Genomic DNA, 15,465 nt, shown 5'->3' on the forward strand with positions numbered 1-15,465 from the left:
CGTAGGGTGGGGGCCATGGCCGACAACGTGCTCTGGATCATCACCGACGACCAGATGCGCTCCACGCTGAGGTCGATGGACCGGACCTGGAGACGCCTGGCGAGGAAGGGCGTGCACTTCCGGCGCGGCTACAGCGCGATGCCACTGTGCGGTCCGGCGCGCGCCTCGATGCTCACCAGTCTCTATCCCCACAACCACGGGTGCGACAGCAACATGACCCATCCGCCGTTCGTGGCGCAGGGGCACGACCGGGACACGGCGGCGACGCGGATGAGGGCGGCCGGCTACGACACCGGCTACTTCGGCAAGTACATGAACGGGCTCGCACAGCAGCCGTCGTACGTCGCCCCCGGTTGGGACCGCTGGATCGCCCTCCTCGACGGCATGGTCGACGACCCCCGCGTGAACGTCGACGGGACCGTGCGGACGGTCGGGTCGCAACGCGAGTTCGACGCCTTCGCCGCCCAGCGCCTGCGCCGCTTCATCCGCCGGCACCGCGACACCGGTCCGTGGTTCGCCGTGTACGCGCCGACGGCGCCCCACGGTCCCTACACGCCGAGCCCCGAGCACGCCGACGACTTCGACGGGGTCGAGTGGGACCCACCGGCGCTCAACGAGCCCGACATGGGCGACAAGCCCTCGTGGATCCGGGACCTCCCGCCCCAGGACCGCCGCCGGATGCGGAAGATCTACGAGGGCAAGCTGGAGGAGCTGCAGGACGTCGACGACCGGATCGGGAGCGTGCTGGACGTCCTGCGGCGGACCGGCCAGCTCAGGAGGACGTGGATCTTCTTCGTCTCCGACAACGGCTACCTGCTCGGCGAGCACCGGCTCTTCCACAAGTCGCAGCCCTACGAGGAGTCGGCCGGCATCCCGTTCGTCGTCCGCGGGCCGGGCGTCGAGCCGCGCACGGTCGACGCGCTTGTCTCGCAGGTCGACCTGATGCCCACCACCCTCGACATCGCCGGGCTCGACCCGGACGCCGGGCGCGACCTGGACGGTCGCTCGATGCTCGAGCCGCTCAGGTCCGGCGACTGGTCCTCCTGGCGCCGCCGCCTGCTGGTCGAGAACACGAACCTCGACTGGGCGATGCTCCGCGAGGAGTCGCAGTCCTACGTCGAGCACGTCCGCTCCGGCGAGTGGGAGCTCTACGACCTCGCCAGCGACCCTCACCAGCTCCAGAGCCTGCGCGACACCGACGTCTCCGAGTGGTCGAGGAGGACGGGCCAGCTGGCCGGTTCGCGGGGCCGTGCCCTGCGCGAGCTCGAGCTGTAGCCGCCGCCCGGTGTCGTACGCCAGTGGCAGACTCGGGGCCATGACCGCCCTCGACCGCTTCAGTGCGCCCACGCGCGCGTGGTTCGAGGCGTCCTTCGCGAGCCCGACGCCGGCGCAGGAGGGGGCCTGGGACGCCATCGCCGCCGGCAAGCACGCCCTCGTCGTCGCCCCGACCGGCAGCGGCAAGACCCTGAGCGCTTTCCTGCACGCCATCGACCGGCTGCTGAGCACCGAGCGACCCGACGACAAGATGCGGCGCACCCGTGTCCTCTACATCTCCCCGCTCAAGGCGCTGGGCGTCGACGTCGAGCGCAACCTCCGCGCGCCGCTGACCGGCATCCGCAACACGGCCGAGCGGCTCGAGGCGACGGTCCCCGACGTCACCGTCGGGCTGCGCTCGGGCGACACCAGCCCGGCCGACCGGCGCAAGCTCGGCACGACGCCGCCCGACATCCTCATCACCACGCCCGAGTCGCTCTTCCTCATGCTCACCAGCCAGGCGCGCGAGACGCTGCGCGGGGTCGACACCGTCATCATCGACGAGGTGCACGCCGTGGCCGGCACCAAGCGCGGTGCCCACCTCGGCCTGAGCCTCGAGCGCCTCGACGCGCTGCTCGACCGTCCCGCGCAGCGCATCGGGCTGAGCGCGACCGTGCGTCCCCTCGAGGAGGTGGCGCGCTTCCTCGGCGGCACCCAGCCCGTCGAGATCGTCTCCCCGCCCAGCACCAAGGAGTGGGACCTGCGGGTCGTCGTGCCGGTCGAGGACATGACGATGCCGGAGGAGTACGACGAGGAGTCCGGCGATCCGGGCCGCTCGACGAGCATCTGGCCCCACGTCGAGGAGAACGTCGTCGACCTCGTCGAGCAGCACCGCTCCACGATCGTCTTCGCCAACTCCCGGCGCCTCGCCGAGCGCCTCACCGCCCGGCTCAACGAGATCGCGACCGAGCGCGCCGGCGTCGAGGTCGAGGAGGGCGGCCGCTCCCCCGCCCAGGTGATGGCGCAGTCGGGCCAGAGCACCGGCGCCGACACCGTCATCGCCAAGGCCCACCACGGCTCGGTCTCCAAGGAGCAGCGGGCGATCATCGAGGACGACCTCAAGCGCGGGCGGCTCCCCTGCGTGGTCGCGACGAGCAGCCTCGAGCTCGGCATCGACATGGGGTCGGTCGACCTCGTCGTGCAGATCGAGTCGCCGCCCAGCGTGGCCAGCGCCCTCCAGCGCGTGGGGCGTGCCGGCCACCAGGTCGGCGAGACCAGCCGCGGCGTGCTCTTCCCCAAGCACCGCGGCGACCTCGCCCAGACCGCCGTCGCCGTGGAGCGGATGCGCAGCGGCGCCATCGAGAAGCTGTCGATCCCCACCAACCCGCTCGACGTGCTCGCCCAGCAGGTGGTGGCGATGCTGGCGATGGAGGAGTGGGACGTCGACGAGATGTTCGCCCTCTTCATCCGGGCGGCCTCCTACTCCCAGCTCCCCCGCTCGGCCTTCGACGCCACCCTCGACCTGCTCAGCGGCCGCTACCCCAGCGACGAGTTCGCCGAGCTGCGCCCCCGCATCGTGTGGGACCGGGTCACCGGTTCCCTCAGCGGTCGGCCCGGTGCCCAGCGGCTGGCCGTGACCAGCGGCGGCACGATCCCCGACCGCGGGCTCTTCGGGGTGTTCCTCGTCGGCGAGAAGGCCAGCCGCGTCGGCGAGCTCGACGAGGAGATGGTCTACGAGTCCCGCGTCGGCGACGTCTTCGCGCTGGGTGCCACCAGCTGGCGCATCGAGGACATCACCCACGACCGGGTGCTGGTGACGCCCGCGCCGGGCATCCCGGGGCGGCTGCCGTTCTGGAAGGGCGACGCCCTCGGCCGGCCCGCCGAGCTCGGGGCAGCGGTCGGCGCCTTCACGCGCGAGCTCGCCGCCCAGCCGCACGACAAGGCCGTCGCGTCCGTGCGCGAGCGGGGCCTCGACGCCAACGCCGCCGCCAACCTCGTCACCTACCTCGGCGAGCAGCGCGAGGCCACGCAGGTCGTGCCCAACGACACCCAGGTCGTGGTCGAGCGGTTCCGCGACGAGCTCGGCGACTGGCGCCTCGTGGTCCACTCCCCCTACGGCACCCCCGTCCACGCGCCGTGGGCACTCGCCATCAACGCCCGGCTGCGCGAGCGCTACGACGTCGACGGGCAGGCCGTCGCGTCCGACGACGGCATCGTGATCCGGATCCCCGACACCGACGCCGAGCCGCCGACCGGCGAGATCATCGTCTTCGAGCCCGAGGAGATCGAGCAGCTCGTCACCCAGGAGGTCGGCGGGTCCGCGCTCTTCGCCAGCCGCTTCCGCGAGTGCGCGGCCCGGGCCCTGCTCCTGCCGCGTCGTGACCCCGGCCGGCGCAGCCCGCTGTGGCAGCAGCGCCAGCGCAGCGCGCAGCTGCTCCAGGTCGCGTCGCAATATCCTGCCTTTCCCATCGTGCTCGAGGCGGTGCGCGAGTGCCTCCAGGACGTCTACGACCTCCCCGCGCTCGTGGCCCTGCTCGGGCGGGTGCAGCGCCGCGAGATCACCGTGGTCGACGTCGCCACCACCCAGCCCAGCCCCTTCGCCCGCAGCCTGCTCTTCGGCTACGTCGCCCAGTTCGTCTACGAGGGCGACTCCCCGATCGCCGAGCGTCGGGCCGCCGCCCTCTCGCTCGACCAGGGCCTGCTCGCCGAGCTGCTGGGTCGCGCCGAGCTGCGCGAGCTGCTCGACCCCGAGGTGCTGGCCGAGGTCGAGGCCGAGCTCCAGTGGCTCGCCGACGACCGGCGCGCCCGCGACGCCGAGGCGGTCGCCGACCTCCTGCGGCTCGTCGGCCCGCTGTCCACCGCCGAGATCCGCGCCCGCGCGGTCGAGGGGGCCGACGTCGAGGGCTGGCTGGCCTCGCTGGCCGACGTACGCCGCGTCGTCGAGGTGCGGATGGCCGGCGAGGACCGGTGGACCGCGATCGAGGACATCGGCCGGCTGCGCGACGGCCTCGGCGTGCCCGTCCCCGTGGGCACCCCCGACGCGTTCCTCCAGCTGCCCGAGGACCCGCTCGCCGACCTCGTCTCCCGCTACGCCCGCAGCCACGGCCCCTTCACGACCGCGGAGGTCGCCGGGCGGCTCGGCCTCGGTGAGGCCGTGGCGCGCCAGACCCTCCAGCGGCTCGCCCACCGGGGCCGGGTGCTCGACGGCGAGTTCCGGCCCTCCGGGGCCGGCAACGAGTGGTGCGACGCCGAGGTGCTCCGCAAGCTGCGCCGCCGCTCCCTCGCCCGGCTGCGCCAGGAGATCGAGCCGGTCGGCCACGACGCAGTGGCGCGGTTCCTGCCCGCCTGGCAGCGCGTCGGCGGCACGCTGCGCGGCGTCGACGGGGTGGTGGCGGCGATCGACCAGCTCGCCGGGTGCCCCGTGCCGGCGAGCGCGCTCGAGCCGCTCGTGCTGGCGGCCCGCGTGCGCGACTACGAGCCGTCGATGCTCGACGAGCTCACCGCCTCGGGCGAGGTCATCTGGACCGGCCACTCCCCGCTCCCCGGCAGCGACGGGTGGGTCAGCCTGCACCTCGCCGACCAGGCCCACCTGACCCTGCCCGAGCTCGAGGGCGACGAGCCCACCGGCCTCCAGCGCGCCGTGCTCGACGCGCTCGACCCCGGCGGCGCGTGGTTCTTCCGCCAGCTCGCCGACCGCGTCGGCCCCACCACCGACGCCGAGCTCAGCACCGCCCTCTGGGAGCTCGTGTGGCGCGGCCTCGTCACCAACGACACCCTCACGCCCCTGCGGGCCCTCGTCCGCAGCGGCACGCCGTCGCACCGCTCGCGTCGCACGCCCCCGCGCATGGGCAGGACGACCCGCGGCCGGATGCCCGCCCGCACCGGGCCGCCGGAGACCGCCGGGCGCTGGGCGCTGCTGCCCGACCGCGACGGTGACCCGACCCGGCGCGCGCACGCCCGCGCCGAGCACCTCCTCGAGCGGCACGGCGTGGTGACGCGCGGCGCCGTGATGAGCGAGCGCGTGGTGGGCGGCTTCGCCGGCGTCTACAAGGTGCTCAGCGCGTTCGAGGACACCGGCCGCTGCCGCCGCGGCTACTTCATCGAGGGCCTCGGCGCCGCTCAGTTCGGCAGCGCGGGGGCGATCGACCGGCTCCGCACCTTCGCCGAGCCCGACAGCGCCAAGGGAGGCACCAAGCCCACCGTCGTCGCCCTCGCCGCGACCGACCCGGCCAACGTCTTCGGTGCCGCCCTGCCGTGGCCCGAGGCCGACGCCGAGCGCACCGGCCACCGTCCCGGCCGCAAGGCAGGCGCGCTGGTCGTGCTCGTCGACGGCGACCTCACCGTCTACGTCGAGCGCGGCGGACGCACCCTCCTCACCTGGACCGAGGACCCCGACGTGCTCACCCCGGCCATGACCGCGCTGGCCGACGCGGCCCGCCGCGGCGCGCTGGGCCGGCTCACGGTGGAGAAGGCCGACGGCCAGGCGCTCATCGGCAACGGCGGCGAGACGCCCATCCGGCTGGCGCTGTCGGCCGCGGGGTTCGTCGCGACGCCCAAGGGGCTGAGGATCCGTGCCTGAGGGAGACACCGTCTGGCGCGCGGCCACCAAGCTCGACCGCGCCCTCACCGGCCACCGGCTCACGCTCACTGACTTCCGGGTGCCGGCCTTCGCGACCGTCGACCTGACCGGCGGCACCGTCATCCGCTCGCTGTCGCGCGGCAAGCACATCATCACGCGCATCGACCACGAGCGCGCCTGGACGCTGCACACCCACCTCAAGATGGAGGGCTCCTGGCACGTCTACCCCGACGGCGAGAAGTGGCGGCGGCCCGACGTCCAGGTCCGGCTCGTGCTGGGCATCGAGGGGCGCAAGGCGGTCGGCTTCCAGCTGGGCATCGTCGAGCTGGTGCCCCGCGAGGCCGAGGCCGAGCTCACCGCTCACCTCGGCCCCGACCTGCTGGGGCCCGACTGGGACGAGGACCAGGCGCTGCACAACCTCCGGCACGAGCCGGCCCGCCCCGTCGGGGAGGCGCTGCTCGACCAGCGCAACCTGGCCGGCGTCGGCAACATGTACATGGCGGAGCTGTGCTTCACCAGCGGCGTCAACCCCGCCACCGAGGTCGCCGGCGTGCCCGACCTGACCCGCCTGGTCCGCCGGGCCAAGCAGATGCTCGAGGTCAACAAGGACCGCGCCATCCAGTCCACCACGGGCAACCTGCGCGAGCGCGAGCGCATGTGGGTCTACCGGCGCGACAAGTCGCCCTGCCGCCGCTGCGGCACCCCGATCGCGGTCACCATGCTGGGTGAGCCGGGCCGCGAGCGCGCGGCCTACTGGTGCCCCAGCTGCCAGCCGGAGCGGTGAGGGCGGGCCTCAGGCGGCGGAGGCCACCACGTCGCCGGCTCGGCGCACGGCGGTGATCTGCGTGCTCGCCAGGACGGCGGCCTCCTCGAGGGCCACCGCGTCGGCGACGTCGCGCAGCACGTCGGACAGCGGCAGGTCCATCGCCTGGCACAGCGACGCCAGCAGCTCGGACGACGCCTCCTTCTGACCCCGCTCGATCTCGCTGATGTAGCCCAGGCTGACCCGGGCCTCGGCCGAGAGCTCCCGCAAGGTCATCCCCCGCTGCATCCGCGCACCGCGCAGCACGTCGCCGAGCAGTCGTCGGAAGAGCACCATGCGCACAGTCCTTCGTCGAGGCGGGAGGAAGTCTTCTGCCCCAACGCTACCCGAGGGCTCATTAGTCCCGCGGGCAGACGCCCAGTCGGAGCGGATCGCTCCGCGCTCAGCGGACGAGCAGGCCCTCGAGGGCGGACAGCACGCCTTCGCACGCACCCCGCCGGATCGTGCTCCGGTCGCCGTGCAGCGTGAGCCTGCGCGCCTCGACCGCGTCGGGGCCCGCGACGGCCACCCACACGGTGCCGGCGGGCTTGCCCTCCTGCTCGTCCGGGCCCGCGACGCCGGTGGTCGAGACGCCCCACGAGGCATCGAGCCGGGCCCGCGTCCCGCGCGCCATGGCGATCGCGCACTCCTCCGACACCACGCCGTGCCGGTCCACCACGTCGGCGGGCACGTCGAGCACCGCGACCTTGACGCGCGTCGCGTAGGACACGACGCCGCCCACGAACGACCTCGAGGCGCCCGGCACGTCGGTCAGCCAGGACGAGAGCATCCCGCCCGTGAGCGACTCCGCGGTCGCGACCGTCTCGCCGCGTCGGGCCAGCTGCTCGAGCACGCGCCGCGCCAGCGCGTCGTCCGACCACATGTCGGCGACACTATCCGCATGGCACTCCCCATCGAGGACTACGCCCTCATCGGTGACAACGGCACCGCAGCGCTGGTCGGCACGGACGGCTCGATCGACTGGCTGTGCCTGCCGCGGTTCGACTCCCCCGCCTGCTTCGCCGCGCTGCTGGGCACCGAGGAGCACGGCCGCTGGCTCCTCGCGCCGGCCGACGAGGTGGTCGCCTGCAGCCGCAGGTACGTCGACGGGACTGCGCTGCTCGAGACCACCTTCGCGACCGCGGACGGCGAGGTGGTGCTGCTCGACCTGATGCCGACCGGCGACGGCCGCGCGGACGTCGTACGCCGCCTGACGTGCACGCGCGGGACGGTGCGGATCCGCCACGACTGGGTCGTGCGCACCGACTACGGGAAGGTCCGCCCGTGGGTGAGCCGTGAGCACGCGCACGGCAACGAGGTCGTCGTCGCGGTGGCGGGGCCGGACAAGTTCATCCTGCGGGGCCCGCGCCTGCCCCACGGTCAGCGCGGCCACCACCGCGACGAGTTCGAGCTGTCCGCCGGCGACGAGATGACCTTCTCGACGACGTGGGTCCGCTCGTGGCGCGACGTCCCCAAGCCCCTCAGCTTCGACGAGCGCATCCGCGCGACGGCCGCCGAGCAGCAGTCGTGGTCCGAGCGCTCCCCCGGCACCGTGCCGCACGCCGACCTGGTGCGCCGCAGCCTGCTGACGCTGCTGATGATGACCCACGCCGAGACCGGCGGCATCGTGGCCGCCCCGACGACGTCGCTGCCCGAGGACTTCGGCGGCGAGCGCAACTGGGACTACCGCTTCTGCTGGCTGCGCGACGCCGCGCTGACGTTGGAGTCGCTGCTGGGCGCCGGCTACGTCGACGAGGCGCACCGGTGGCGCGAGTGGTTGCTGCGTGCCGTCGCCGGCGACCCGGCCGACCTGCAGATCATGTACACCGTCGACGGCGGTCGCGAGCTGCCGGAGCGCGAGCTGCACCACCTGCCCGGCTATGCCGGCAGCACACCGGTGCGCATCGGCAACGGAGCGGTCTCGCAGCGCCAGAACGACGTGCTGGGCGAGGTGATGATCGCCCTCGAGCTGGCTCGGCGGGCGGGCGTGGAGGAGAGCCACAACTCCTGGGCGCTCCAGCGGGCGCTGGTCGACGACCTCGCCGACCACTGGGACGAGCCCGACAACGGACTGTGGGAGATCCGGGGACCGCAGCGCCACTTCACCCACTCGCGGGTCATGGTGTGGGTGGCCTTCGACCGTGCGGTCAAGGCGGTCGAGGACCACGGGCTCGACGGCCCCCTGGAGCGGTGGCGCGAGCTGCGCGACCGGGTGCGCGACGAGGTGCTCGAGAAGGGCTTCGACAGCGCGCGCGGGACCTTCACCCAGCACTACGACACCGACGAGGTCGACGCGTCGTTGCTGACCATCCCGCTCGTCGGCTTCCTGCCGGGCGACGACCCGCGGGTGCTCGGGACGATCGACGCGGTGACGACGGACCTGATGCACTCCGGCCTGCTGCTGCGCTACCGCACCCAGACCGGCGTCGACGGCCTCTCCGGCGACGAGCACCCGTTCCTGGCGTGCTCGTTCTGGCTGGTGTCGGCGCTGGCGGCGGCGGGACGGCGCGAGCAGGCCGAGGAACTGATGGACCGGCTGTGCGACCTGGCCAACGACGTCGGCCTGCTCTCGGAGGAGTACGACCCCGACCGCCGCCGGATGGCGGGCAACTTCCCGCAGGCCTTCAGCCACCTCGCGCTCGTGCAGGCGGCGCTCGCCCTCGGGTGACGGACGCACCGGAGGCCCGGCCATCGCGGACGATGACCGGGCCTCCGGGTTCGTGCTGGGTCGATCAGTGCGTCACTTGCGGCGCACCTTGATCTTCACGACGGCCGTCTTGGTGCGCACCTTGTTGCTGCCGGCGTACTTCACGACGACGCGCTTGGTGCCGGTCTTGGCGAAGCGGTCGAGCTTGACCGTCGCCTTGCCGTTCTTGAGCTTGACGGTGTACTTCTTGCCGCCGACCTTGACCACGAGCTTGCCGGTCACGGCCTTGATGCCCAGGGCCGAGGCCTTGATCTTCAGGCGAGCGCGGGTCTTGCCCTTGACGATGCGACCGGGCTTGGTGCGGGCCTTGAGCTCCGCCTTGGCCTTGCGGATGTCGACCGGGAGGGTGAACGTGGTGCCGGTGGTGGGACCGGTGAAGGTCAGCAGCTGCTTGCCCTTGCGCACCTTGCCCTTGAGGGAGATCGACACGGCGGCCTTGCCGGTCTCGTCGTCCTGGGCCGTCGTCGACACGGTGTTGTCGACGGGGACCGAGGACACCGACGCGTTGCCGACCTTGACCGCGAGGGAGGCGTCCTTGGGGTCGGCCGCGGTGCTCATGGCGAGGGACGACAGGTTCAGCTTGAGGTCCTGACCGAGGCGGTAGAAGCGCGGGGCGCCGGCGGGCCAGCTGACGCCGACCTGGCGCTGGTCGGCCTTGACCGGCAGCGGGGTCGTGGCGGCCTTCGCGGCCATGTAGTCGACCATGGCCTGCAGGTCGGACTTGCCGGTGTCGCGCTTGGCGGTGGCGGCGTTGAACCCGCGGAAGTTGTCACCGCCGCCGGCGAGGAACGAGTTGGCGGTCACGGAGTACTGGGTGCCCGACTCGATCGCCTTGCCGTTGAGCCACATGCCGGTGACCCGGTTGCCCTCGGGGCGGCTGGGGTCGTAGGTGGCGAAGAAGCCCTCTGAGGTGCCGAGGCGCAGGAAGGCACGGGTGGGCACGACGCCCTTGTCGTCGCGCTGCCACTGCTGCTCGAGCACAGTCTTGATCTGCGCGCCGGTCATCTTCATGTTGACCAGGGTGTTGGCGAAGGGCTGCACGACGGCGGCCTGCTTGTAGGTCACGTCCGCCGGGCCGGCGATGTCCTGGCGGAGGCCGCCGGGGTTCATGAACGCGATCTGCGCGGCGCCGGCCTCGGCGGTCGAGGTGGCCCAGCGGTGGACCTCGGCGACGAGGTTGCCGAGGGTGGACTCGCCACCGCGGTTCTCGGTGGTGCCGTCGGCGAGCTTGGCGCGGTTGAACGCGCCGCCGACCTTGCCGAGCACGCGGGCGCCGAGCACGTTGGCCTGGGCCTCCGCCTTGGAGACGATCTCCTGGACCGCGGCCTTGGTGGCGAGGGCGCCGGCGTCAGCCACCGTCACGGTGTTGGCGCGGACGATGTCGCCGCTCTTGAGGACGACCGTGTCGGCGACCGGGTCGACCGTGAAGACGAGGCGGTTGAGGTTCGTGCCGTACTGGCCGGCCGAGACGACCGGGCGGCCGTTGATCACGTGGTTGTAGGCCAGGTGGGTGTGGCCGGAGATGATCGCGCTGACGTCGCCGTCCACGCCGTTGACGATCCGGCCGAAGGCGTTGTCGTTGCTGCGCGCCGACGCCTCGGTGGTGTCGGGAGCACCCTCGTGCACGAGGAGCACGACGATGTCGGCGCCCTGGGCCTTGAGCCGGTCAGCGGCGGCGTTGGTCTCGGCGATGATGCTGCTGATCTTGAGGTCGGCGATGCCGGACGGGCTCACCAGCGAGGGCAGGTCCTCGGTGACGCCGCCGATGAAGCCCATCTTCACGCCGCCGGCCGTGGTGGTCCACGTGCCGCCGTCGGAGGTGTCGTTGGCATCGGGGGTGCGCGCGGTGATGTCGGGCAGGGCGTAGGAGTCGTCCGACTTCTTGCGCACGTTGGCCGCGATGTACTGCCACGCGGCGCCGCCCTCGGCGTTGCTGGTGGCGTCGTAGGGACCCATCACGCGGTTGACGAGGTCGCCGTAGCCGGCGTCGAACTCGTGGTTGCCGGCGGCGGACACGTCGAGCCCCGCGGCGTTGAGCGAGTCGATGGTCGGCTTGTCGCGCTGGATGAAGGACTCGAAGGTCGAGGCGCCGATGAGGTCGCCGCCGGCAGCGAAGACGGTGGGACCTGCGAAACCGGCCTCGAGCTGCTTGACGGCACCGGCGAACTGCGCGGCGCCGGCCTCCTGCGCACCGCTGCTCGTGTTGGGGAGGAGGCGGCCGTGGAAGTCGTTGGTGCCGAGGATCTGGATGTCGACGGGTGCGGCGTGCGCCGGCGCGGCCAGGCCGACGACGGCGAGCGGAGCTACGAGGAGCCCCGTCAGGGAGGTCGTCAGAGCGAGTCTGCGACCGGTTCGTGATGCTGACACGAGTGGGCCTTTCGGGTGGAAGTGCGTGTGAGTCGGGTCACCATAACCCGACCGTCGGACAGTGGTGCGGCTCCCTGCGGGCAGGGGGTGTGCCGAGTGGCCCGGCCGTCCTGGCTGGACGGCCGGGCCACTCGTGCGGGTCCGGCTCAGCGGCGCTTCACCTTCACGGTGACGCGGGTGCCCGCCCCCTCGGTGGTCGCGTCGCCGGAGTAGGAGACCTTCGCCTTGTAGGTGCCCGGCTTCTTGAAGGCCTTCAGCGTGATGACGGCGCGGCCCTTCTTCAGGGTCGCCCGGTAGGTCTTGCCACCGACCTTGACGCTCACCTTGCCGGTCGGCGTGAAGCCCTGGGCGGACACGGTGATCTTGACCGTGGCCTTCTTGCCGACCTTGACCTTCTTCGGCGTGACCTTCGCCCCGAGAGTGGGGTCGGCCTTGCTCACCGCGACTGTGACCGAGCCGGTGGACGGCTTGTGCCCTGCGTCGCCCGAGTAGGCGAGCGCGAGCGTGTGCGTCCCGACCGGCAGCGACTTCGCGGCCAGCGTGACCGTGCCCTGGCCCGACGCCAGCGTGGCGGAGCCCACGACCGTGGCGCCCTTGGCGACCGTCACGGTGCCGGTGGCGGTCGCCGGGGCGACCTTCACCGTCACGGAGCCGGTCTTGCCGTAGACCACCGTGCCGGCGGAGCCGGTGACGGACGTGTCCGCCACGACCGGCGGTGCCGTGGGCGCCGTCTTCCTGAAGCCCAGGATGACCGGGTCGTGGTCGGAGGACCGGTACGGGCCCGCGGCGTGGAAGTCGGTCGCGTGGTAGTTCCAGCGGCTGTACTCCAGCGCCAGCGACTCCCCGCCGTTGATGTTCCAGATGTCCGTGCCCGTCGACCGCTTGAGCGCCGCGTCGTTCACGAGGATGTGGTCCAGCGAGCCGGACAGCCCCGAGAACGAGTAGGAGAACTCGCCGTTGTCGAAGTGCTGCTCGACGTTGGTGAAGCCGGCGTCGTAGAGGATCCGCAGCGGGTCCTCCATGGCGTAGGAGTTGTAGTCGCCGCCCATGACGACCGACTGCACGCCGGTCTCGGCCTGGAGGCCGGTGACCCAGTCGCGCAGCGCCGTGGCCTGCAGCTTGCGCGAGCCGTTGGACGCGCCCTGACCGTCGCCGGTGTCGGTGTCGCCCGGGTTGGGACCGGCCGAGCCCTTGGACTTGAAGTGGTTGACGACGAACAGGAACGGGTCGCCGCCGGCGTCGCTGCGGAACACCTGGCCGACCGGCTCACGTGCGTTGTCGAACGCCTCGCCGGCGTCGCTCAGGGTGCCGAGCGCACGCGACTCGCCGATGCGGTCCACGCTGGCCGGCTTGTAGATGATCGCGTTGGTGATGACGTCCATGCCGTCGGCCGGGAGCTCGGTCGAGGACGGGTTCGCCGCCCACGTGCCGGCGCTCGCCTCGGCGTTGAGCGCGGCGACGAGGCTGTTGGTGGCCTCGTCGGGCGTCTCGCCGAGCTGCTTGGAGTTCTCGATCTCCATGAGCCCGACGACGTCGGCGTCGAGGGCGTTGATCGCCGAGACGATCTTCGACTGCTGGCGCTGGAAGTCCTGCGGGTCCCAGGCACCGCGCTGGTCGCAGCCGCCGTTGACGGTGTTGCCGTCGTCGTCGCGGTCGCGGAACGGCGTGCACCCGCCGTCGCCGATGTTGTCGTCGTTGGCGTCGCCGAGGGTCGTGAAGTAGTTCAGCACGTTGAACGAGGCGATCTTGAGGTCAGCGGTGCCGACCTCGTTGATGAGGGCCTCGTCCGGCGCCGCCGTACGGGTGTTCTCGAACGTCGCCGGCGAGCCGGCGTTGGTCGGGCCGACCACCGTGGTGAGGGGCTGGAACCGGTAGGTCGGGGCGCTCGGCGAGCCGCCCTCCGTGAAGATGACATCGGCGACGAACGTGGCGCGCGCGCCCACCCGGATGGGCTTGGTGGTCGAGACGTACGGCGGGGTCTGGTCGCCGTTGAGCAGGCAGCCGGTCGGCCGCGGTGCGCAGTCGGTGGCGTTGCCCGTCAGGAGGAAGTTGGTCGAGGAGCCGTCGTCGAGGACGACGCCGCGAGCCAGGTTGTCCGCCTCGGTGGCGCTGGAGGCGGCCGGGCCGGGCAGCTCCACCTCGGTGCGTTGGATCAGCGGCTTGGTGCCCTGGGCGAGCCCGACCTCACCGAAGTTGTTGGTGGAGAAGGTGTTGGTGACGGTGAAGTCGCCGGTCGGGCGGTAGCGCATGCCCTCCAGCGACTCCTTCTGCGCCGCGGCGCGCGGCCAGGTGGCGGTGGTGGTCGTCACGACGGCCGCCGGGTTCTGGCCGACGAGCGGCGTGATGTCGGCCGCCGCTGCTTCGATCTGCGTGGCGCCGGCGAACTCGGTGACGTTGCCGGTCACCTCGACGTAGTCGCCGGGGAACCCGTCGATCGAGCCACTCGGCTGGCGCACGAAGACGCCGTCGGAGGCGGTGTGCGCGGCCAGGTCGATGTTGGCCGCCCCGGAGCCGGGGGTCTGGATGTAGAACCCGCGGAAGCCACCGCTCGGGTAGGTCGCGGTGACGATGCCTCGGGTGATGACCTTCTGGCCGACCAGCGGCGAGACCGCACCGGTGCCCTGCACGGCAGAGATCGGGATGAGCGTCGGCGCCGCCGTGACGGTGAAGGTGAAGGTCACGTCATCGGTCGCCGCGGTCGGCGTGGCCGAGTCGGTGGCCGTCGCCGTGACGGTGTAGGTGCCGGGCGCCGTCGGCGTCCCGGAGACCGCGCCGTTGCCGGCGACGGTGACTCCGGCCGGGAGGCCGGTCGCGGACCAGGTGTAGGGCGAGGTGCCACCGGTGGCCGTCAGGGTGAACGGCGCGATCGGCACGTCGGCCTGACCCGACTTGTTGCCGGGCTGGGCGACGGTGAGCGGCCCGGCGACGGACGTCGTCGTGGGGCTGGGCGTCGCGGCGGTCGCGAAGTCGGCGGCGTTCGAGTCGGTGTCCTGGACGACCGTGCCGGCGGTCTTGCGCGAGATCGACGTGGCGTTCGTGGTCGCGGGCGCCGAGTTGCGGGTGGCCGGCGCGACGACCTCACCCTCGTAGCTGGTCGTCGTCGTCCCCCAGCCCACGAAGTCGACGACGCTGGCGTTGGAGATCGTGCCCGTGCCGGCGTCGAGGGGTGCGGTGCCGTTGACCAGGTAGACCTGACCGCCGGTGCCCGACAGGTTGAGGTTCGTGCCCGTGGTCTGCGCGTCCGGGATGACGGGGAGCGGCTTGTCCGTCACGGTGGCGCCGGGCGCCGCCTGGACCAGGAAGTAGCCACCCGGCTGGATCGTCTTGTTCGGCAGCGAGAAGACGTTGGACGTCCCCGGCGCACCCGTGCCCGCGGCCGAGCGGTACTGGAGGCTCAGCCCGTTCACCGAGATCGCGGACGTGCTCGGGTTGTGGAGCTCGATGAAGTCGTTGGTGAAGACGGCGCCGGTGTTGCCGCCGCCGCCGTAGACCTCGTTGATGACGAGGCCGGTGCCGGCGGGGTTGGCCGATGCTGCAAGGGGGGTGAGTCCGGCCGCCAAGAGGGCCAGGCCCGCTCCTGCCGCGATGTGGCGCGGCGAGGGGAGCGCAGGTGTGCGCATGTGTGCTCCGGGGTGTTCGGGTGGATGTGACCGACGCATCTTCACCCAGCGGGACCCCGAAAAGGGAGGCGCGGCACGACCTTTTCCTGCCAGTGTTGCCAAAAGTTCAGGCGGCCGTTTGTGGACGTGTGACCTA

The 15,465-nt window shown here is 72.3% G+C and carries 8 protein-coding genes; 4 read left to right on the forward strand and 4 right to left on the reverse strand.

The features are described from left to right. Positions 1-15 precede the first annotated feature (15 nt). From HN031_RS17500 to HN031_RS17510, 3 genes are read left to right on the forward strand one after another with little or no spacing between them, the layout of a single operon-like run. Positions 16-1,275: a sulfatase gene (locus HN031_RS17500; RefSeq protein ID WP_172273085.1), complete on the forward strand. Its 1,260-nt coding sequence runs from the start codon at positions 16-18 to the stop codon at positions 1,273-1,275. A 40-nt stretch (positions 1,276-1,315) separates the two neighbouring features. Next, complete coding sequence (locus HN031_RS17505; RefSeq protein WP_172273088.1) at positions 1,316-5,833, forward strand: ATP-dependent helicase; 4,518 nt, start codon at positions 1,316-1,318, stop codon at positions 5,831-5,833. Beyond that, complete coding sequence (locus HN031_RS17510; protein ID WP_172273091.1) at positions 5,826-6,617, forward strand: Fpg/Nei family DNA glycosylase; 792 nt, start codon at positions 5,826-5,828, stop codon at positions 6,615-6,617. The genes HN031_RS17505 and HN031_RS17510 overlap by 8 nt, the downstream gene beginning before the upstream one ends. Before the next feature lie 9 nt (positions 6,618-6,626). Here the strand turns inward: HN031_RS17510 and HN031_RS17515 are convergent, their stop codons facing one another. Further along, positions 6,627-6,932: a helix-turn-helix domain-containing protein gene (locus HN031_RS17515; RefSeq protein WP_172273094.1), complete on the reverse strand. Its 306-nt coding sequence runs from the start codon at positions 6,930-6,932 to the stop codon at positions 6,627-6,629. A 106-nt stretch (positions 6,933-7,038) separates the two neighbouring features. Further along, positions 7,039-7,518 carry a CinA family protein gene (locus HN031_RS17520; protein WP_172273097.1) on the reverse strand — a complete coding sequence of 160 codons (480 nt, stop codon included), beginning with the start codon at positions 7,516-7,518 and terminating at the stop codon, positions 7,039-7,041. Positions 7,519-7,536: 18 nt separating this feature from the next. On the opposite strand from HN031_RS17520, the gene HN031_RS17525 reads away from it, so the two are divergent. After that, positions 7,537-9,303 (forward strand): glycoside hydrolase family 15 protein, encoded by a 1,767-nt coding sequence (locus HN031_RS17525; RefSeq protein WP_172273100.1) that lies wholly within the window; start codon positions 7,537-7,539, stop codon positions 9,301-9,303. A gap of 72 nt (positions 9,304-9,375) precedes the next feature. Here HN031_RS17525 and HN031_RS17530 read toward each other — a convergent pair whose 3' ends face one another. Next, entirely contained in the window at positions 9,376-11,709 is a 2,334-nt protein-coding gene (locus tag HN031_RS17530) for a bifunctional UDP-sugar hydrolase/5'-nucleotidase (protein WP_367650804.1), read from the reverse strand. Between the two features lie 146 nt (positions 11,710-11,855). Then, positions 11,856-15,329 carry an ExeM/NucH family extracellular endonuclease gene (locus HN031_RS17535; protein WP_172273103.1) on the reverse strand — a complete coding sequence of 1,158 codons (3,474 nt, stop codon included), beginning with the start codon at positions 15,327-15,329 and terminating at the stop codon, positions 11,856-11,858. Between the last annotated feature and the right edge of the window lie 136 nt (positions 15,330-15,465).

It is taken from the genome of Nocardioides sp. zg-1308 (assembly GCF_013155375.1).
Lineage (GTDB): Bacteria > Actinomycetota > Actinomycetes > Propionibacteriales > Nocardioidaceae > Nocardioides > Nocardioides renjunii.

Excerpts from the sequence above, each read along its gene's own strand:
- HN031_RS17505 (WP_172273088.1), top strand. The coding sequence starts at position 1,316 with ATGACCGCCCTCGACCGCTTCAGTGCGCCCACGCGCGCGTGGTTCGAG.
- HN031_RS17520 (WP_172273097.1), bottom strand. The coding sequence starts at position 7,518 with ATGTGGTCGGACGACGCGCTGGCGCGGCGCGTGCTCGAGCAGCTGGCC.
- HN031_RS17515 (WP_172273094.1), bottom strand. The coding sequence starts at position 6,932 with ATGGTGCTCTTCCGACGACTGCTCGGCGACGTGCTGCGCGGTGCGCGG.
- HN031_RS17500 (WP_172273085.1), top strand. The coding sequence starts at position 16 with ATGGCCGACAACGTGCTCTGGATCATCACCGACGACCAGATGCGCTCC.
- HN031_RS17525 (WP_172273100.1), top strand. The coding sequence starts at position 7,537 with ATGGCACTCCCCATCGAGGACTACGCCCTCATCGGTGACAACGGCACC.
- HN031_RS17535 (WP_172273103.1), bottom strand. The coding sequence starts at position 15,329 with ATGCGCACACCTGCGCTCCCCTCGCCGCGCCACATCGCGGCAGGAGCG.